The organism is Mycolicibacterium elephantis DSM 44368, from assembly GCF_004014805.1.
GTDB classification, from domain to species: domain Bacteria; phylum Actinomycetota; class Actinomycetes; order Mycobacteriales; family Mycobacteriaceae; genus Mycobacterium; species Mycobacterium elephantis.
In genome coordinates this window covers 80731-98522 of sequence record NZ_ATDN01000056.1, presented here as the reverse complement: position 1 = coordinate 98522, position 17792 = coordinate 80731, and the positions used below count along the sequence as shown (strand labels likewise).

Annotated in this window: 21 protein-coding genes; 7 read left to right on the top strand and 14 right to left on the bottom strand. The window is 68.4% G+C overall.

Translation table 11 applies throughout. The features are described 5' to 3' along the window. Nucleotides 1-87 precede the first annotated feature (87 nt). The gene (locus MELE44368_RS23330; protein WP_128110662.1) at nt 88-318 is read left to right on the top strand and encodes a hypothetical protein; all 231 of its coding nucleotides are present in this window, start codon (nt 88-90) and stop codon (nt 316-318) included. 6 nt (nt 319-324) lie between these two features. Here the strand turns inward: MELE44368_RS23330 and MELE44368_RS23325 are convergent, their stop codons facing one another. Continuing rightward, the gene (locus tag MELE44368_RS23325) at nt 325-675 is read right to left on the bottom strand and encodes a VOC family protein (RefSeq protein WP_128110661.1); all 351 of its coding nucleotides are present in this window, start codon (nt 673-675) and stop codon (nt 325-327) included. A gap of 66 nt (nt 676-741) precedes the next feature. Here MELE44368_RS23325 and MELE44368_RS23320 point away from each other — a divergent pair, with 66 nt between their 5' ends. Further along, the gene (locus MELE44368_RS23320) at nt 742-1131 is read left to right on the top strand and encodes a nuclear transport factor 2 family protein (RefSeq protein WP_128110660.1); all 390 of its coding nucleotides are present in this window, start codon (nt 742-744) and stop codon (nt 1129-1131) included. Between the two features lie 6 nt (nt 1132-1137). On the opposite strand, the gene MELE44368_RS23315 is transcribed toward MELE44368_RS23320, so the two are convergent. After that, nucleotides 1138-2400 (bottom strand): M18 family aminopeptidase, encoded by a 1263-nt coding sequence (locus tag MELE44368_RS23315; protein ID WP_128110659.1) that lies wholly within the window; start codon nt 2398-2400, stop codon nt 1138-1140. Between the two features lie 43 nt (nt 2401-2443). Here MELE44368_RS23315 and MELE44368_RS23310 point away from each other — a divergent pair, with 43 nt between their 5' ends. Further along, entirely contained in the window at nt 2444-3475 is a 1032-nt protein-coding gene (locus MELE44368_RS23310; protein WP_128110658.1) for a Dyp-type peroxidase, read from the top strand. Beyond that, complete coding sequence (locus MELE44368_RS23305; protein WP_128110657.1) at nt 3472-4275, top strand: family 1 encapsulin nanocompartment shell protein; 804 nt, start codon at nt 3472-3474, stop codon at nt 4273-4275. Before MELE44368_RS23310 ends, MELE44368_RS23305 begins: the two co-directional genes overlap by 4 nt. Nucleotides 4276-4355: 80 nt before the next feature. On the opposite strand, the gene purQ is transcribed toward MELE44368_RS23305, so the two are convergent. The 3 genes from purQ to MELE44368_RS23290 are packed head-to-tail and all read right to left on the bottom strand — an operon-like array spanning nt 4356 to nt 5968. Further along, a complete protein-coding gene (gene purQ / locus MELE44368_RS23300; RefSeq protein WP_128110656.1) occupies nt 4356-5030 on the bottom strand; it encodes a phosphoribosylformylglycinamidine synthase subunit PurQ in 675 nt (224 codons plus the stop codon). Further along, nucleotides 5027-5266, bottom strand: a complete 240-nt coding sequence (gene purS / locus MELE44368_RS23295) for a phosphoribosylformylglycinamidine synthase subunit PurS (protein WP_128110655.1) — start codon at nt 5264-5266, stop codon at nt 5027-5029. The genes purQ and purS overlap by 4 nt, the downstream gene beginning before the upstream one ends. 36 nt (nt 5267-5302) lie before the next feature. After that, nucleotides 5303-5968, bottom strand: coding sequence for an ATPase (locus tag MELE44368_RS23290; RefSeq protein ID WP_128110654.1), 666 nt, complete (start codon nt 5966-5968; stop codon nt 5303-5305). Nucleotides 5969-5998: 30 nt separating this feature from the next. Between MELE44368_RS23290 and MELE44368_RS23285 the strand changes: the two genes are divergently transcribed. Next, on the top strand, nt 5999-6652 hold the full coding sequence (locus MELE44368_RS23285) for an MBL fold metallo-hydrolase (protein ID WP_128110653.1): 654 nt from the start codon (nt 5999-6001) through the stop codon (nt 6650-6652). Here MELE44368_RS23285 and MELE44368_RS23280 read toward each other — a convergent pair. Genes MELE44368_RS23280 through MELE44368_RS23270 form a run of 3 tightly spaced genes read right to left on the bottom strand, consistent with a single transcriptional unit; the run spans nt 6649 to nt 9403 of the window. Further along, entirely contained in the window at nt 6649-8283 is a 1635-nt protein-coding gene (locus MELE44368_RS23280; RefSeq protein ID WP_128110652.1) for an FAD-binding dehydrogenase, read from the bottom strand. The genes MELE44368_RS23285 and MELE44368_RS23280 overlap by 4 nt on opposite strands. A 54-nt stretch (nt 8284-8337) precedes the next feature. Continuing rightward, entirely contained in the window at nt 8338-8835 is a 498-nt protein-coding gene (locus MELE44368_RS23275) for a glutathione peroxidase (protein ID WP_128110651.1), read from the bottom strand. 10 nt (nt 8836-8845) lie between these two features. Beyond that, a complete protein-coding gene (locus tag MELE44368_RS23270; RefSeq protein ID WP_128110650.1) occupies nt 8846-9403 on the bottom strand; it encodes a TetR/AcrR family transcriptional regulator in 558 nt (185 codons plus the stop codon). Nucleotides 9404-9487: 84 nt separating this feature from the next. Between MELE44368_RS23270 and MELE44368_RS23265 the strand changes: the two genes are divergently transcribed. Next, nucleotides 9488-9940: a DoxX family protein gene (locus MELE44368_RS23265; protein ID WP_128110649.1), complete on the top strand. Its 453-nt coding sequence runs from the start codon at nt 9488-9490 to the stop codon at nt 9938-9940. On the opposite strand, the gene MELE44368_RS23260 is transcribed toward MELE44368_RS23265, so the two are convergent. Together MELE44368_RS23260 and MELE44368_RS23255 are read right to left on the bottom strand one after the other, a co-directional pair. Then, nucleotides 9896-12004 carry a S9 family peptidase gene (locus MELE44368_RS23260; protein ID WP_164890207.1) on the bottom strand — a complete coding sequence of 703 codons (2109 nt, stop codon included), beginning with the start codon at nt 12002-12004 and terminating at the stop codon, nt 9896-9898. The genes MELE44368_RS23265 and MELE44368_RS23260 overlap by 45 nt on opposite strands. Beyond that, nucleotides 12001-12906, bottom strand: coding sequence for a phosphoribosylaminoimidazolesuccinocarboxamide synthase (locus tag MELE44368_RS23255; protein WP_128110647.1), 906 nt, complete (start codon nt 12904-12906; stop codon nt 12001-12003). Before MELE44368_RS23255 ends, MELE44368_RS23260 begins: the two co-directional genes overlap by 4 nt. A 30-nt stretch (nt 12907-12936) precedes the next feature. Between MELE44368_RS23255 and MELE44368_RS23250 the strand changes: the two genes are divergently transcribed. Next, nucleotides 12937-13560, top strand: a complete 624-nt coding sequence (locus MELE44368_RS23250; protein WP_128110646.1) for a hypothetical protein — start codon at nt 12937-12939, stop codon at nt 13558-13560. An 8-nt stretch (nt 13561-13568) separates the two neighbouring features. Here MELE44368_RS23250 and MELE44368_RS23245 read toward each other — a convergent pair whose 3' ends face one another. From MELE44368_RS23245 to purB, 4 genes are read right to left on the bottom strand one after another with little or no spacing between them, the layout of a single operon-like run. Beyond that, nucleotides 13569-14159: a DUF1707 SHOCT-like domain-containing protein gene (locus MELE44368_RS23245; RefSeq protein ID WP_128110645.1), complete on the bottom strand. Its 591-nt coding sequence runs from the start codon at nt 14157-14159 to the stop codon at nt 13569-13571. Then, entirely contained in the window at nt 14146-15123 is a 978-nt protein-coding gene (locus tag MELE44368_RS23240) for a tellurite resistance/C4-dicarboxylate transporter family protein (protein ID WP_128110644.1), read from the bottom strand. Before MELE44368_RS23240 ends, MELE44368_RS23245 begins: the two co-directional genes overlap by 14 nt. Then, nucleotides 15120-16358, bottom strand: coding sequence for a cytochrome P450 (locus tag MELE44368_RS23235; protein WP_128110643.1), 1239 nt, complete (start codon nt 16356-16358; stop codon nt 15120-15122). Before MELE44368_RS23235 ends, MELE44368_RS23240 begins: the two co-directional genes overlap by 4 nt. After that, entirely contained in the window at nt 16355-17773 is a 1419-nt protein-coding gene (gene purB / locus MELE44368_RS23230; RefSeq protein WP_128110642.1) for an adenylosuccinate lyase, read from the bottom strand. Before purB ends, MELE44368_RS23235 begins: the two co-directional genes overlap by 4 nt. Nucleotides 17774-17792: the final 19 nt, after the last annotated feature.

Below are 17792 nucleotides of genomic sequence, written 5' to 3'. Positions count from 1 at the left end.
CGCCACCGGCAGCCTTCCGACATGGGTTTCCGCACGGGCTCGGCGGGTAGCCCCATCACGTCACGGAAAAAGGAAGGAAGGTGACACATGACCACGATGTCCGAGTCCGGCCACGTGACCGGCACCAAAGACAAGGACTACAACCTCATCTGGTTCACCGAGCAGTGCCTGCGCAACGCGTTGAAGATGGAGACGTTCATCGAAGACGCCAAGCGCGACGGCGACAACGCGGTGGTGGAGCTGTTCTTGAAGGCCCAAGCCGACAGCCGCAAGGGCGCCGCGATGGCCAAGGAACTGCTCGCACAGCGGCTCGGCTGACCTGGGTCAGCCTGCCGCGCCGATACAGAACGCGTTGCCCGCGGGATCGGCGAGCACCACCCAGCTGAAGTCTTCACCGAAGCTGTGCCTGCCGGTTTCGCGGGCACCCAACCCGACCAGCCGCTTCACCTCCGCTTCCACGTCGGCCGCGGTGAAGTCGATGTGCATCTTGTTCTTGCCCGGCGTCGGATCGGGCACCCGCTGAAAGCCCAACACCGGCGCGCCGGCGCGGGTGACCGCCACGAATTCGCCTGGCGCGAAAGCCGTTACTTCGCCATCCACCGCCTGCGCCCACCACCGGGCCAGCTCGTCGGGATCGTCGCAGTCCAGCGTGATCATCTCCACGTTGAGGGCCATGCGCGAAACCCTACGATTACCTGCCGCGTAATTGAAACGCCCCCGGCGCGCCCGCAGGCTGATGCCATGACAGCTACACACACTCCACCGAAGTTCAGCGCCGACATGTGGGCGGCCTTCTGGGCCGCGCCGAACCCGTCGGCGATCCAGGACATCCTGGCCGACGACATCGTCGGGTACTGGCAAGGCGACCCGACACCGGTGCGGGGCCGGGAGGCCTACGCCGGCAAGATCGCCGAGCTGGTGGCCGCCATTCCCGATCTGCGGCTGCAGCTCGTCGACAGCGCGACCGTGCCGGGCGCCGCCGATGGCGAACAGCTGGTGTTCCTGCACTACACCGGCCAGGGCACCGGACCCGACGGCCCGTTCGTGATCCGGGGACTGGACCGGGTACGCACCCGCGACGGGATCGTGGTGGAAAACGTCATCCGCTACGACGAGGTCGACGCCGCCTGACCCGGATCAGGCCGGCGCCAGAAACGCCTGCAGCGCCGCGGAGTAGGCCGCGACGTCCTCGGCGCCCATCACCTCGCGCGCCGAATGCATGGCCAGCTGCGGTGCGCCCACGTCGACGGTCGGGATGCCGGTGCGCGCCGAGGTCATCGGCCCGATCGTCGATCCGCACGGCAGATCCGCGCGGTGTTCGTACCGCTGCAGCGGCACGCCGGCCTGTGCGCACGCCAGCGCGAACGCCGCGGCCGTGCGCCCGTCGGTGGCGTAGCGCAGGTTCGGCTGCACCTTGAGCACCGGTCCGGCGTTCACCTCGATGAGGTGCCCGGGCTCGTGGCGTTCGGGGTAGTTGGGGTGCGTGGCGTGGGCCATGTCGCCGGAGGCCACCAACGACCCCGGCAGCCGCCGCAGGAACTCCTCGCGTCCGCCGCCCTCGCTCAGCGTGATGCGCTCCAGCACGGTGAGCAGCAGATCGGACTGGGCGCCGTGCGCGGACTGCGAGCCGACCTCCTCGTGGTCGAACAACACCAGCACCGGCAGGTATCCGTTCGGCCCCGCCTCCGCCGCGGCCAGAAGCGCCTCCAGCCCGGCGTAGCAGGACGCCTGGTTGTCCAGCCGCGGCGCGCTGAGCAGCTCGCCGTCGGCGCCGATCAGCCGTGACGGCGTCAGATCGTGGGTCATCAGGTCCGCGCCGAGCACATCGGCCGGGTCGACGCCGGCGCGCTGCGCGACATAGCCGAGGAACGACCGCGGCTCCCCGCCCACGCCCCAGACCGCGTTGACGTGGCGCTGCGGGTCCAGCGCGACGGCCTTGCGGTCCTCGGCCAGGTGGATGGCCAGCTGCGGCACCCGCAGGATCGGCTCGTCGATCCGGACCAGCGAGTGCACCAGCCGGTCCCCGTCGTACACCGACAGCCGGCCGCTGATGCCGAGGTCGCGGTCCAGCCACGAGTTCAGCCACGCGCCGCCGTAGGGCTGCAGCGCGACCACCTGCCAGCCCGCGACGACCCGGTCGGGGTGCTGTTTGACGCGCAGGTTGGGGCTGTCGGTGTGGGCGCCGACGATGCGGAACGGCAGGCCGGGCTCACCGGTCTGCCACGCGATCAACGAGCCCGCGCGCACGCTGAAGAAACGTCCCTGCGCGGGCCAGGCGTCGTCTTCTGCCAGTTCGCGAAACCCGGCCGCGCGCAACCGCTCGGCCACCGTCGCGCAGACGTGGTACGGCGACGGCGACGCGTCGATGAACTCGCACAGGCCCTGCGGACTTGCAGACATAGTTATCCATCTTCGCCGACGCGACCACGTTAAGGTCAAACACGTGCCCGATCCCCTACCGCAACCCGTACTGGCGCCGCTGACACCGGCGGCCATCTTTCTGGTGGCGACCATCGAGGAAGGCGGCGAGCGATCGGTGCACGACGCGCTGCCCGACATCTCGGCTCTGGTGCGCGCGATCGGATTTCGCGACCCGACCAAGAACCTGTCGGTGGTGACGTCGATCGGCTCCGACGCCTGGGACCGGTTGTTCTCCGGCCCTCGGCCTGCCGAGCTGCATCCGTTCATCGAGCTCGACGGCCCCCGCCACCACGCCCCGTCGACCCCCGGAGACATGTTGTTCCACATCAGGGCCGAGTCGATGGACGTGTGCTTCGAGCTGGCGAGCCGGCTCATCGACGCGGCCGACGGTGCGCTCAACGTCGTCGACGAGGTGCACGGTTTCCGGTTTTTCGACAACCGCGACCTGTTGGGGTTCGTCGACGGCACCGAGAATCCCGACGGCCCGCTGGCCCGAAGCGCGACGCAGATCGGCGACGAGGACCCCGATTTCGCCGGCGGCTGCTATGTGCACGTGCAGAAGTACGTGCACGACATGGACGCCTGGAACGCGCTGCCCACGTCCGAGCAGGAACGGGTCATCGGCCGCACCAAACAGGACGACATCGAGCTCTCCGATGCGATGAAGCCGGCGAATTCCCATGTGGCCCTGAACGTCGTCGAGGACGACGAGGGTAACGAGCTCAAGATCGTGCGGCACAACATGCCGTTCGGAGAGGTCGGCAAGGGCGAGTTCGGCACCTACTTCATCGGTTACTCCCGCACGCCTGAGGTCACCGAGCAGATGCTGCGCAACATGTTCCTGGGCGATCCGCCCGGCAACACCGACAGGATCCTGGACTTCTCCACCGCGGTGACCGGCACACTGTTCTTCACCCCGATCGTCGATTTCCTCAACGATCCACCGCCGCTTCCGGATTCACCGGCGACCGAGGAGGTTCGACCTGCTGAGGTGGTAAGCCCGGTCGACTATGACGGCTCACTCGGTATCGGCAGCCTGAAAGGAACCCCATGAACAACCTGTATCGCGACCTCGCTCCGATCACCGAGGTCGCCTGGGCCGAAATCGAACTGGAGGCAAGCCGGACCTTCAAGCGGCACATCGCCGGACGGCGCGTCGTCGACGTCAGCGAGCCGGGCGGCCCGGTGGTGGCCGCGGTCAGCACCGGGCACCTGCGCGACGTGGCGCCACCCGGGGAGGGTGTGGTGGCCCATCTGCGGGAGAGCCAGCCGCTGGTACGGCTGCGGGTGCCGTTCACGGTGACACGATCGGCGATCGACGACGTCGAGCGCGGATCGCAGGACTCCGACTGGGATCCGGTCAAGGAGGCCGCCCAGAAACTGGCGTTCGTCGAGGACCGGGCGATCTTCGAGGGCTACGAGGCGGCGTCCATCGAGGGCATCCGCAATTGCAGCTCCAATCCGGCGCTCGCGCTGCCCGACGACCCCCGCGACTTCGCCGACGTCATCGCCCAGGCCCTGTCGGAACTGCGGCTGGCCGGCGTCGGAGGCCCGTATTCGGTGCTGCTGTCGGCGGAGGCCTACACCAAGGTCAGCGAGACCACCGAACACGGCTATCCGATCCGCGAACATCTCAACCGGCTGATCGGTGGCGGGGACATCATCTGGGCGCCCGCCATCGACGGTGCGTTCGTGCTGTCCACTCGCGGGGGCGATTTCGATCTGCAGATCGGCACCGACGTGTCGATCGGCTACCTGTCGCACGACGCCGGGACCGTGCAGCTCTACCTCGAGGAGACGCTGACGTTCTTGTGCTACACCTCGGAGGCCTCGGTCGCCCTGAGCGCCGACTGACTCACATTGCGCCGAGCGTGCGAGTCTGAGGGCGACACGCCGACAGAATTCGCGACTCTATGCACGCTCGCGCGCCAGGCTCAGGCGGCCAGCACCGCGTCCAGCGCGGAGTAGAAGATGCCGAGCCCGTCGTCCGACGGGCCGGTCAGCGCCTCGGTGGCGTGCTCGGGGTGCGGCATCAACCCGACCACCCGCCGGTTGGCCGAGCAGATCCCCGCGATGTCGCGCTGCGAGCCGTTGGGATTGTCGCGGTAGCGGAACACCACCCGATCCTCGGCCTCGAGCTCGTCGAGCACGTCCTCGCTGGCGACATAGCGGCCCTCGCCGGACTTCAGCGGAACCAGGATGTCGGCGCCGCGCTCGTAGCGCGACGTCCACGCCGTCGTGTTGGTCACCACCTGCAGCCACAGGTCACGGCACACGAAATGCAAACCCACGTTTCGGGTCAGCGCGCCCGGCAGCAGACCCGCCTCGCAGAGAACTTGAAATCCGTTGCAGATTCCCAACACCGGCATACCGCGCTCGGCGGCGGTGATCACCTCACCCATCACCGGCGCGAACTTCGCGATCGCGCCCGCGCGCAGATAGTCACCGTAGGAGAACCCGCCGGGGACCACGACGGCGTCCACGTTCTTCAGGTCGGGGTCGGCGTGCCAGAGGTTCACCGCCTCACCGCCGGCGAGGCGCACCGCCCGCGCGGCGTCGACGTCGTCGAGGGTGCCGGGAAATGTGATCACGCCCACACGCGCGCTCACGCTTGCTCCCTGGTCACGAACCAGTCCTCGATGACGGTGTTCGCCAACAGCGATTCGGCGATCTCAGCCAACATGTCATCGTCGATGCTGTCATCGACTTCAAGTTCAAATCGCTTGCCCTGCCGTACATCTGAGACGCCGTTGAAGCCCAGACGGCCCAGCGCGCCGACGATCGCCTGCCCCTGCGGGTCCAGAATCTCCGCCTTGGGCATCACGTGCACCACCACCCTTGCCACGGCGACAACTGTACCGGCGAGTTCAGCCGGTGCGCCTCACCGGCACGATCCGACGTACGCCTGGCAGAGCGGGGCCGCCATGGCGTCGAAGACCTGCGCGTCGGCGACCGGTGACCAGGGCACCCGCGGTGGCACCGTCGACCACAGGGCCAGCTCGACGACGCTGCTGCTGTCCGGGTGCGCCAGCAGGTACTGGTGCATCACCCGCTGGCGGGCCGCGCTGATCACCGCGGCGACCCGGTCCGGTTCGTCGACGGTGATCGACGGCGACACGAACGGCGCCGTCAGCTGGCAGGTGCGTATCCGGGTCTTGGCGAGCTGGAGGGTCTGCGCCGCCGTCGGGCCGCCCTGCGCGGTGGGCCCCCGCCAATGCACCACCTGCGCCTGCAGCTGCCAGTCGCCGGGCGGGTTGGGCACCGTCGCGCGTGCGGCGACGGCGTAGTCGCGGGGGTCGGGGACGACGGGCGGGCTGGCGCAGGCCTGCTCGAAGGCGAACCGCGGCGCGGTGGCGGTGACGGCCACTCCGGCCAGTCCCGGCCAGCGGTACACCGGGTACAGGGGGATCGCGGTGGACACCATCCAGGCCGAGTCGGGGACGGCGTCGCAGGCCGGCGGGCAGATCCCCGGCACGGCGTGCGCGGGCGGACCTGGCACGACGGCCAGACCGCACGCCGCGAGCACGATCGCGAGCATCATCCGCACGCTTCAACCACCCCCCGCCACAATATAGGTATGGAATTGACGCATTTCGGCCATTCATGCCTACTCGCGAAGTTCACGAATGATTCCGGCTCCGACACCACCGTTCTCTTCGACCCGGGCGTCTTCTCGCACGGATTCGAGGGCATCACGGGCCTCTCGGCGATCCTGATCACCCATCAGCACCCCGACCACGCCGACACCCAACGGCTGCCCGCGCTGCTGGACGCCAACCCGCAGGCCGCGTTGTACGCCGACCCGCAGACCGCCGCCCAACTCGGGGAGCCGTGGCAGGCCGTGCACGTCGGCGACGAACTGCAGATCGGCCATCTGACCGTACGCGGCGCCGGGGGTCGGCACGCGGTGATCCACCCCGAGATCCCCGTCATCGACAACATCTCCTACCTGGTCGGCGACGGCACCCATGCGGCGCGCCTGATGCACCCCGGCGACGCGCTGTTCACGCCGGGCGAACCGGTCGACGTGCTGGCGACACCCGCGGCCGCGCCGTGGATGAAGATCTCCGAGGCGGTGGATTACCTGCGTGCCGTCGCGCCGACGCATGCGGTGCCGATCCACCAGGCGATCATCGACCCGAGCGCCCGCGGCATCTTCTACGACCGGCTCTCGGAGATGACCGACACCGATTTCCAGGTGCTTCCCGAGGAGGACGGGGTCGCCTTCTAGGAGGCGGCCGCGCGGCCCGCGGCCCGCCCGGAGAACACGCAGCCGCCGAGGAAGGTGCCCTCGAGCGAGCGGTAGCCGTGCACCCCGCCGCCGCCGAACCCGGCGGCCTCCCCCGCGGCGAAAAGCCCGTCGAACACGGTGCCGTCGGGCTTGAGCACCCGCGAATCCAGGTCGGTTTCCAAGCCGCCCAACGATTTCCGCGTGAGGATATGCAGCTTGACCGCGATCAGCGGGCCGGCCTTCGGGTCAGTGAGCCGGTGCGGGGCGACGACGCGGCTGACCCGGTCGCCCAGATAGTTGCGCGCCACGCGGATCGAGGCGATCTGCATGTCCTTGGTGAACTTGTTGGCCACCTCGCGGTCGCGGGCGGTGACTTCGGCTTCCACCGTTGCGTACTCCAGCGGCAGCACATCGGGCACGTCGTTCATCGCAGAAACCAAGTCGCGCAACGTATTCGCGCTCACGAAGTCCACACCGCGGTCGACAAAGGCCTGCACAGGTGCCGGCGCGCCCTTTCGCGCCCGGCGCAGCACGTCGCGGATGCTGCGGCCGGTCAGATCGGGGTTCTGCTCCTGACCCGACAGCGCGAATTCCTTGGCGATGATGCGCGCGTTGAGGATGAACCAGGTGTAGTCCTGGCCCGTCCGTGCGATGTGCTCGAGCGTGCCGAGTGTGTCGAACCCGGGATACAGCGGTGCGGGCAGGCGGCTTCCGTGCGCGTCCAGCCACAGCGACGACGGGCCCGGCAGGATGCGGATGCCGTGCATGGGCCAGATCGGGTCGTAGTTGGTGATGCCCTCGGTGTAGTGCCACATGCGGTCGCTGTTGATGACACGCGCGCCCGCGGTCTCGGCGATGCCGATCATCCGCCCGTCGACATGCGCGGGCACACCGGACAGCAGTTGGCCGGGCACCCGGCCCATCCGCTTGGGCCAGTTCTGCCGCACCAGGTCGTGGTTGCCGCCGATGCCGCCGCTGGCGACCACGACGGCGCCGGCGCGGAACTCGAAGTCGCCGACGACGTTTCGCGACGACGCAACACCGCGGGCGGCATCCGACGGATCCAGCACCGCCCCGCGCACCCCGACCACCGCGCCGTTCTCGACGATCAGCTCGTCGACGCGGTGGCGGTGCTTGAACGTCACCGCGGGTGATCCGAGCAGCCGACGCGCGAAGATGTCGACGATCGCCGGCCCCGTGCCCCACGTGATGTGGAACCTCGGCACCGAGTTGCCGTGCCCGCGTGCGTCGTAGCCGCCGCGTTCCGCCCATCCGACGAGCGGGAACGTCTGCAATCCGCGTTCGCGCAGCCAGCTGCGCTTCTCGCCGGCGGCGAAGTCGACGTAGGCGTGCGCCCATTGCCGCGGCCAGTGGTCTTCGGGCCGGTCGAATCCCGCCGTGCCGAGCCAATCCTGCAGCGCCAGCTCGTGGCTGTCCCGGATCCCGAGCCTGCGCTGCTCGGGGCTGTCGACGAAGAACAGCCCGCCGAACGACCAGAACGCCTGTCCGCCCAGGTTGTTCGCGTTCTCCTGGTCCACGATCAACACGCGACGGCCGCGTTCGGCGACTTCGCACGCCGCGACCAGCCCAGCCAGCCCGGCTCCTACGACGATGACGTCAGCATCTGCCATGGCCGCCACGTTAGCGGGCCGGGGCTATGCCGCGGGCACCAGTTGGTCGCCGATTCAGTGCGCCAAGACCTCTTCGATCGCGGCGATCACCTCGGGCGCGTCGGGCTCGGTGCGGGGCCGGAACCTCTTGGCCACCTTGCCGCCCGGGGCGAGCAGGAACTTCTCGAAGTTCCACTGGATGTCGCCGGCTTCACCGTCGGCATCGGGCGTCTTGGTCAGCTGCTCATACAGCGGATGGCGCTGGGGGCCGTTGACGTCGGTCTTCTCCAGCAGCGGAAACGTCACGCCGTAGGTGGTCGAGCAGAACTCCTGGATCTCCTCGGCGGTGCCGGGTTCCTGGCCCATGAACTGGTTGCACGGCACCCCGATCACGGTGAGCCCGCGGTCGCGGTAGTCCTTCGCCAACTGCTCCAGGGCCGTGTACTGCGGGGTCAGGCCGCACTTCGAGGCGACGTTGACCACCAGCGCGGCGCCGTCGGCCAATTGCCCGAGCGTGGTGGGCTTGCCGTCGAGTGTGGTCAGCGGGATGTCGGTCAGCGGTGTGTCGGTCATGACGGGCACGCTACTCGTTCTTGAACAGCATCCCCGCGACGCGGTGCACCAGCGCGATCGGATCGTCGTCGGTGTCGATGGCCTTGTTCAGCCACAGCAGCGAAAACCCGTGCACCAGAGACCATGCCGCCAGCGCCGCAGCCTGCGGATCGGCGATCGCCCTGTCGTCGCCGAGGGTGCCGACACCCTGTGCGAGTTCGCGTCCCGCCGCCGCGATCGCGGCGACCAGTTCCGGATCCTCGGGGTTGACCAGCGACCGGTCGAACATCACCGCGTAGTGACCGGGATGCGCGAGCGCGAACCGCACATACGCCAGCGCGGCGTCGATGAACTCCGGTCTCGCATCGGCGAGCTCGACCGCCAGCAACCGCCAGCCCTCGGCCGCCAGCGCGGTGAACAGCCCGCGCCGGTCGGTGAAGTGATGCGCGGGTGCGGCATGGGAGACGCCGGCCGCGCGGGCCAGCTCGCGCAGCGAGACGCCGTCGGCGCCGCGCTCGGCGACGAGCTCGGCGGCGTGCGCCAGGATGACGGCCCTCAGATCGCCGTGGTGGTAGGACGCCTTGGTCACCCGGCCATCATAGCGCGCAATCTTGACAATGCCTAGATTAGGCTCCTATCCTGAACTTGCCACTGTCAAGATTGGAGTTCGCAAATGATCGTTGTCCTGACCCTCGTCCTCGGCACGCTCGCCGCCCGGCTGGCCGGTTGGCTGGGTGTCGGCTACCTCGACAGCTGGCCGTCGGCGATCGCCGTGGGCCTGGCCGCGATGTTCGTGCTCACCGGTGTCGCGCACTTCGTCAACCCGCTGCGCCGCGACATGATCGCGATCGTCCCGCCGCGGCTACCCGCACCCGCGCTGCTGGTGACGGTCACCGGCGTGCTCGAACTGGTCGGCGCCGCCGGGCTGCTGTATCCACCGACCCGGGTGGCTGCGGCGGTCGGCCTGTTCCTGCTTCTGCTGGTGATGTTCCCCGCCAACGTCTACGCCGCGCGGATGCCCAACGCGCCGAAGTCGATGACGACCCGGTTGGACCTGCGCACCGTCGAGCAGGTGCTGTTTCTAGGCGCCGCCGCCGTCGTGGTCGGCCTTGGCGGCATCCAGTAGCCAGGCGTACTGGAAGGCGGTTTCCTTCCAGCGCTCGTAGCGCCCGCTGATTCCGCCGTGGCCCGCGTTCATCTCGGTCTTCAACAGCACCGGCTCGTTGTCGGTCTTCGTATAGCGAAGCGCGGCCACCCATTTGGCCGGTTCCACGTAGTAGACCCTGGTGTCGTGCAGCGACGTCATCGCCAGGATCTTCGGATACCGTTTGGCCTCGACGTTCTCGTACGGCGAATAGGACTTCATGTACTCGTATACAGCCTTGTCCTCCAAGGGGTTTCCCCACTCGTCCCATTCGGTGACCGTCAACGGCAGCGACGGGTCCAGGATCGTGGTGAGCGGGTCCACGAACGGCACCACGGCCAGAACCCCGGCGAACAGCTCGGGTGCCATGTTGGCCGCCGCGCCCACCAGCAGCCCGCCCGCGCTGCCGCCGTGCGCCACCAGGTTCTCCGGGCGCGTGACGCCGGTCTGCACGAGATGCTCCGCGACGGCGATGAAGTCGGTGAAGCTGTTCTTCTTTTTCAGCATCTTGCCGTCTTCGTACCAGCGCCTGCCGAGCTCCCCGCCGCCGCGAACGTGGGCGACCGCGAACACCATTCCGCGGTCGAGCAACGACAGCCGCGCGATGGAGAACCGCGGGTCTTCACACATCTCGTAGGCGCCGTAGCCGTACAGCAAGGTCGGAGCCGGAAACTGCAGGCCGATCCGGTGCACGATCGAGATCGGGACACGGACGCCGTCCGGCGCCACGGCCCAGTCACGGCGCTCCACGTAATCCTCCGGGTGATAGTCGCCGAGCACCGGCTGCTCGCGCAGCAGCGTGCGCTCGCCGGTCTGCAGGTCGAGATCGTAGATCCGTACCGGCGTCACGAAGGAGGTGACACCGATCCGCAGCTTCGGCGAGCTCCAGTTCGGGTTGCCGCCAAGTCCCGCCGACGCCAGCTCGGATTCGAACGTGATGTCCTGCGGATGCCCGTAGCTGCCGTCGGCGTGCACGGGCCACAGCTGGATCTTCGGCAACGCCTCACTGCGGTACCCGACCACCAGGTGTGCTTCGAAGGCGTCCACCGAGTCCAGCCGCACGTCGTCGCGGTGTTCGATCAGCGTGCGCGTCGAGGTGGGGTCGGCCACCGGAGCCTCCACGAGCGTGAAGTTCTCCGCGCCGTCGTTGTGCAGGATCAGGAACCGGTCTTCGCCGCCGACGACGGCGTGTTCGACGGAGTACTCGACGAGTTCGCGGCGCGGCCACACAGTGCCGAACTCGGCTTCCGGATCGTGGGCGTCGGCGTAGCGAATCTCGGAGGTGACGGCGCTGCCCGCGGCGATGAGGATGTACTTGTCGCTTCGCGTCCGGCCGACCGCGAGCCAGAACCGTTCGTCGGGTTCGTGATAGGCCCGTTGATCCGGCAGCCCGGAGCCGAGGCGGTGCCGCCAGACGGTGTCGGGACGCCATGCTTCGTCGACGGTCGTGTAGTAGACGGTGCGATTGTCGGCAGCCCACGTCACGCCGGCGGCGATCCCGGTGATCTCGTCGTCGTACAGTTGGCCGGTACGTAAATCCTTGAACCGCAACGTGTAGCGTTCATCGCCCTTGACGTCCACCGAATACGCGAGGATGTTTCCGTCGAGGCTCACCGACGCTGCGCCCAGCGCGAAGAACTCATGCCCGTCGGCTTCGAGGTTCTCGTCGAGAATCACCTGTTCGCCGGGAATCTCGGTGTTCTCGTCAAGCACCGGCGGTGTCCAGTCGTCGGGGTCGTCGACCGGGCAGCGGCAGTGCACGCTGTACTGCTTGCCCTCGAAGCTGCGGGCGTAGTACCACCAGTTCAGGCGCCTGGTCGGCACGGAAAGGTCGGTCTCTTTGGTGCGGGCCTTGATCTCCTCGAAGATCTTCTGCCGCAACGGGGCCAGGTGTGCGGTGACGTGTTCGGTGTAGGCGTTCTCGGCGTTGAGGTGCTCGATGACTTCGGGGTTGGACTTGTCGCGCAGCAATTCGTAGGGATCGATGAAGACGTCGCCGTGATGCTCGCGACGATGCTCGATGCGTTTGGCTTCTGGTGGATTCACGAGGCGGGTCCGATCCAGTCGTCGAACTTGCGGCCCGAAATGCGTTCGTAGGCCTCGATGTAGCGTGCCCGCGTCGCGTCGACGATGTGCTGCGGCAGGGGCGGCGGCGGTGCGTCACCGTGGCGGTCCCATCCGGACTCGGCGCTGGTGAGCCAGTTGCGGACGAACTGCTTGTCGAAGCTCTGCTGCACAACGCCCTCTTGCCAGTCGTCGGCGCGCCAGTACCTGCTCGAGTCGGGTGTGAACACTTCGTCGGCCAGCCGCAGGGTGCCCTCGGCGTCCACGCCGAACTCGAACTTCGTGTCGGCGACGATGATGCCTTTGGTGAGCGCGTAATCCGCGCCCTGCCGATAGGTCCGCAGTGTGCATTCGCGCACCTCATGCGCGCGCTCGGCGCCGATCAGGTCGACCACCGCGTCGAACGAGATGTTCTCATCGTGCTGCCCCAATTCGGCTTTGGTGGCGGGAGTGAACAGCGGCTCGGGCAACTTGCTGGCCTCGCGCAGGCCGGGTGGCAGCGGGATGCCGCACAGCGCGCCCGTCTTCTGGTAGTCGATCAGACCCGATCCGGTCAGATAGCCGCGGGCCACCGCCTCCACCGGCAGCATCTCGAGCTCCTGCACCACCAACGCGCGGCCGAGCACGTCCTCGGGGATGCGTTCGTCATCGGGCGGACCGGCCAGATGGTTCGGCACAGCAGCCGACCGGCTCAAGAAGTCGAAGAAGAACACGCTCATCGCGGTCAGAATGCGGCCCTTGTCGGGGATCTGCGAATCCAGGATGTAGTCGTAGGCGGAGATGCGGTCGGTGGCGACGAACAGCAGCGTGTCGTCGTCGACGCGGTACAGCTCGCGGACCTTGCCGCTGGCCAGATGTTGGTAGTCGGACAGAGCGGGGCGCATCGGGCCAGCCTATCGGGCAGCATCAACACCATGAGTTCGCGGTTTGTCCCCTACGCCACCACGCCCTCGCGCTTCGTCGGCCAGTTCATCAGCGACATCATCGTGCTCGGCTGGACCATCGTGTGGTTGTCGGTCGGCGCGGCCGTCCACTCGGCGGTGTCCACGATCGCCACGGTCGGCCGCGAGGTCGAGGCCGGGGCCAACGGCATCGCCGGCAATCTCGACGCCGCGGGCGGCCAAGCCGATGACGTGCCGTTGATCGGCCAGGCCCTGGCCGCGCCCCTGCGGGCGGCCAGCGACGCCGCGCTGGAGATCGCGGGCGCGGGGCACAACCTCGACACCACCGCGTCGTGGCTGGCGTGGGTGCTGGCGATCGCCGTCGCGGCCCCACCGATCCTGTTCGTCGCGATGCCGTGGCTGCTACTGCGCGTGCGGTTCGCCCGTCGCAAGTGGACCGCGATCACGCTGGCCCGCACACCCGCGGGCGAACAGCTGTTGGCGCTGCGCGCGCTGGCCAACCGGCCGCTGGCGCAGCTGGCGCAGATACACGCCGACCCGGTGGGCGCCTGGCGCAGCTACGACGCGGTCGCGATCCAGGGACTCGCAGCGCTGGAGTTGCGCGCGGCCGGGGTGCAGCGGCTGCGCCGCTCTTGATTTCGCTGCTAGCCGAAGATGCGCCGCCACACCCGCCCATAGGAGTACCGCGCCGTCACCGACCCGAACCGCACCCGGCCACGCACGACCAGGTGCAGCTGCGGCGACCGGGGACCGTAGGGCACCTTCAACGTGGTGCTGCCCGCGAACGTGTCGACGCCGTTGAGGTCCGCGGTGGCGCCGTCGGGCAGGATCAGCTCGGTCGAGCTCAAGTAGTCGTCGATGTCGAGCACGACGGTCGGGCTCTGCAGGGTCGCGGTGGTGAAATCGAGCGTGGTGTCGCACATCCGGGTCTTCAACCGCAGATGCGGCGGCACCGTCCACTGGCCGCGCCGTGTGATCGTCGACATCCGGCCCTGCACCAGTTCGCCGCCGTCGGGGGTCACTGCCGGCGAGTGCGAGCGCGGCAGGTCGGCCTCGGGCAGATCGGCGAGCACCGCTCGGAGATCCCCGCGGGTTCTGGCGGTCAGCACCGTGTCAATGCGCTCGCTGAACTCGTCGAGCGTGAGCAGGCCCTGACCGACGGCGTGCTCGAGCAGTCGGCGCACGTGGGCGCGGTCATCGTCGGACACCCGCAGGTTCGCGTCACTTGGGTCCATGCCTCGAGGGTAGGTGCAGGCGCATCTGGCGTCCCAACCGCGACAGCCCCGCGACCGCCACGATGGCCCAGCTGGCGAACGCAATCCAGAAGACCACGTGCGAAATCTTTGTCAGCGCAGTCCAACCGGTTTCCGTCGACGTGGTGTCGGTGGCCACCGAGTACATGCCGAGCGGGAACACCATCGCCCACCAGACCCCGGCGAAGCGCAGCGCCTCGGGGCGTTGAGCGTGGCGCACGCCGAAGTACAGCAGCGGCGGAATCCACGCCGTTGCCGCAACCCACGTTCCGACGGTGACCAGCCACGCCGCTTCGGCGAGCCATCCGGCGGCGTCGTGGTGGATGTGGTCGCCGGCCAGCGTCGCGATGGCCAACCCGCCCATCAGGATCCACGCGTCGGGCTCGAACCCGTCGGGGTCGAGGCGGGCGGCGAACGCGCGGGCCAGGATCAGCCAGGTCATCACGGCATACACCGCCATCGCGAGCACCCACATCGCCACGGCAGCGAGCAGCAAGCTGGTCCAGCCGGTGTGACGCGCCAGCGCGACGGTGACGAGCGCCAGCCCGGACGTCCCGACACTGGGCAACTCCCATGCGCCACAGGCTCTTTCACGAAGATCTCGCCAACGGCAGACCGCGAGGTTGCGCACCAGTCGCACGCCGAGCACCAGCCACGTCGTCGCCGCCAGCAGGCTGAGCGTCCACAGCACACCGGGGGTCGACGTGAACCTGCTGTCGAGCACCGCGCACGCCGCCACGAACGTGAACAACCGCACAGTGACGTCGACATCTGTCGGGTCCGGCGGCTGCCTCGACCACGAGATCGCCGCCACCACAACCAGAATCACCAATCCAGCGACGGCGAGCGCTCCCAGCCCGTCGCTGAGCGCCCGGTAGCCGTGGTCGGCCGCGGCGATCGACACGATGCCGATCGCCATGACGGCGGCAAACGCGTCCGGCTTCACCCGCGCAGCTCGACCACCAAATGTCGGATACCGGTGTGCCGATTGCTGCGAGTCCACTCCACCGGCTTGACCAGCCGCGCCGACGAGAACCGGGTCAGCAGTTCCTCGAACAGCACGCGAAGCTCCAGCCGGGCCAGGTTTGCGCCGAGGCAGTAGTGCACACCATGCCCGAATCCCAAGTGCGGATTGGGTTTACGGGTGATGTCGAACGTGTCGGGTTCGGTGAACACCGCCGGGTCCCGGTTCGCCGAGCCTTCCCATACCTGCACCTTCTGCCCTGCGCTGATCTCGATGCCCGCGAGTTCGGTGTCACAGGTCGCGGTGCGCCGCTTCGACGGCGACGGCGATGTCCAGCGCACCATCTCCTCGACCGCTGTGGGCAGCTGGTCCAGATCGGCGCGCAGCGCCGCGAACTGGCCGGGATGGTCGATCAACGCGAGCAGCCCGCCCGCCACCGCGTTGCGGGTGGTCTCGGCGCCCGCGCTGAACAGGAGGCTGAAGAACAGATACAGTTCGAGATCCGACAAGCCCTCGTCGAGCGTGGCGTTGGCGACGACGGACAGCATGTCGTCGGTGGGCTCGGCACGCTTGGACGCGATAAGCTCCTGGCCGTAGGCGTACATCCGGGAGCCGGCTTCCTCGGCCGACATCTGCCCGACCTGCCCCAGTTCGGCGCGGCGGGCCTGCCCGAAGTCGAACTGCGGCTCGATGGCGTGAAACAGCCAATGCCGTTCGGATTCGGGAACTCCCAGCAGAATGCAGATCATCTGCATCGGCAGTTCGGCGGCGATGTCGACGAGGAAGTCAAGCGGCTCGCCCGGCACCACCGCGTCCAGCAACCGCCGGGCCCGCGCACGCAGATCCTCCTCGACGCGGCGGATCATCCGCGGGGTGAGACCCGAGCTGACCAGCCGCCGGACCTCGGCATGACGCGGGTCGTCCATCATGTTGAGGACCTGCCCGGCGATCGACAGATCCTGCAGCAGCGTGCCGCCGTACGGCCGGTCACCGCCGGTCACCGACGAGTACGTCACCGGATCACGCAGTACGGCAAGGGTTTCGGCGTGAGTGGCCACCGACCAGAAGCCTTCACCGTCGGGAGTGTGCTCGGTCGGTTCGTGCCAGTACACCGGTGCCTCACGCCGGTGCACCGCGAACAGGTCGTGCGGAAAGCCGTTGGCGAAGTTGTCCAGATCGGTGAAGTCGATCCGGGCCAACTCCGGACTCGACGTCACAGGATGGCACCCGAGGTGTACTTGGCGGCCTCGGGGTAGCGGCTGACCAACTCGTCGACCGCCTCGACGACCCGGTCGACCTGGTCCCCGGCCGCACCGGTGAAGGCCTGCTTGTCGGCCAGCGCGGCGTCCAGCGCGGGCCGGTCCAGCGGCAGCCGAGGATCGGCCGCGAGGCGATCGAGCAGGTCGGGTTCGGCGCCCCTCTCCCGCATGGCGAGCGCGACGGCCACGGCGTGCTCCTTGATCACCTCGTGCGCTGCCTCGCGGCCCATTCCGGCACGCACCGCGGCGATCAGGATCCGGGTGGTGGCCAAAAACGGCAGATAGCGGTCGAGCTCACGCTGGATCACGGCCGGGTAGGCGCCGAACTCGTCGAGCACGGTCAGGAACGTCTCGATCTGCCCGTCGATGGCGAAGAACGCGTCGGGCAGCGCCACCCGGCGCACCACCGAGCAGAACACGTCGCCCTCATTCCATTGGGCGCCAGCCAGTTCGGCTGCCATCGACGCGTAGCCGCGCAGCACCACCTGCAGCCCGTTCACCCGCTCACACGACCGGGTGTTCATCTTGTGCGGCATGGCCGAGGAGCCCACCTGTCCCGGCGCGAACCCCTCGGTCACCAGCTCGTGGCCCGCCATCAACCGGATGGTGTGCGCCAGCGAGGACGGCCCCGCTCCCAGCTGCACCAGCGCCGACACCACATCGTGGTCCAACGACCGCGGATACACCTGCCCGACACTGCTGAAAAGCTCGGTGAATCCCAGGAATTCGGCGACGCGACGCTCCAGGTCGGCCAGCCGGGAGGTGTCCCCGTCGAACAGATCGAGCATGTCCTGCGCGGTGCCCATCGGGCCCTTGATCCCCCGCAGTGGATAGCGCTCGATCAACCCGCGCAGCCGCTGCAGCGCGAGCAGCATCTCTTCGGCGGCCGACGCGAACCGCTTGCCCAGCGTGGTGGCCTGCGCCGCGACGTTGTGGCTGCGCCCGGCCATCACCAGGTCGCGGTAGCTGATCGCCCGCTCGGCCAGCCGGGCCACCACGGCGACGCCGTGCGCATGCACCAACTCCAGGGAGCGGCGGATCTGCAGCTGCTCGACGTTCTCGGTGAGGTCGCGGCTCGTCATGCCCTTGTGCACGTGCTCGTGGCCGGCCAGCGCGTTGAACTCCTCGATGCGCGCCTTGACGTCGTGGCGCAGCACCCGTTCCCGCGCCGCGATCGACGAGAGGTCGACGTCCTCGAGCACCCGCTCGTAGTCGGCGAGGACCGAGGGTGGCACGTCGACCCCCAACTCCATCTGTGCCCGCAGCACCGCCAGCCAGAGCCGACGCTCCGCGACGATCTTGGCCTCCGGCGACCAGATGGCCACCATCTCCTCGCTGGCGTACCTGCTGGCCAGCACGTTCGGGATCGTCACAACCACACAGCTTACGGTC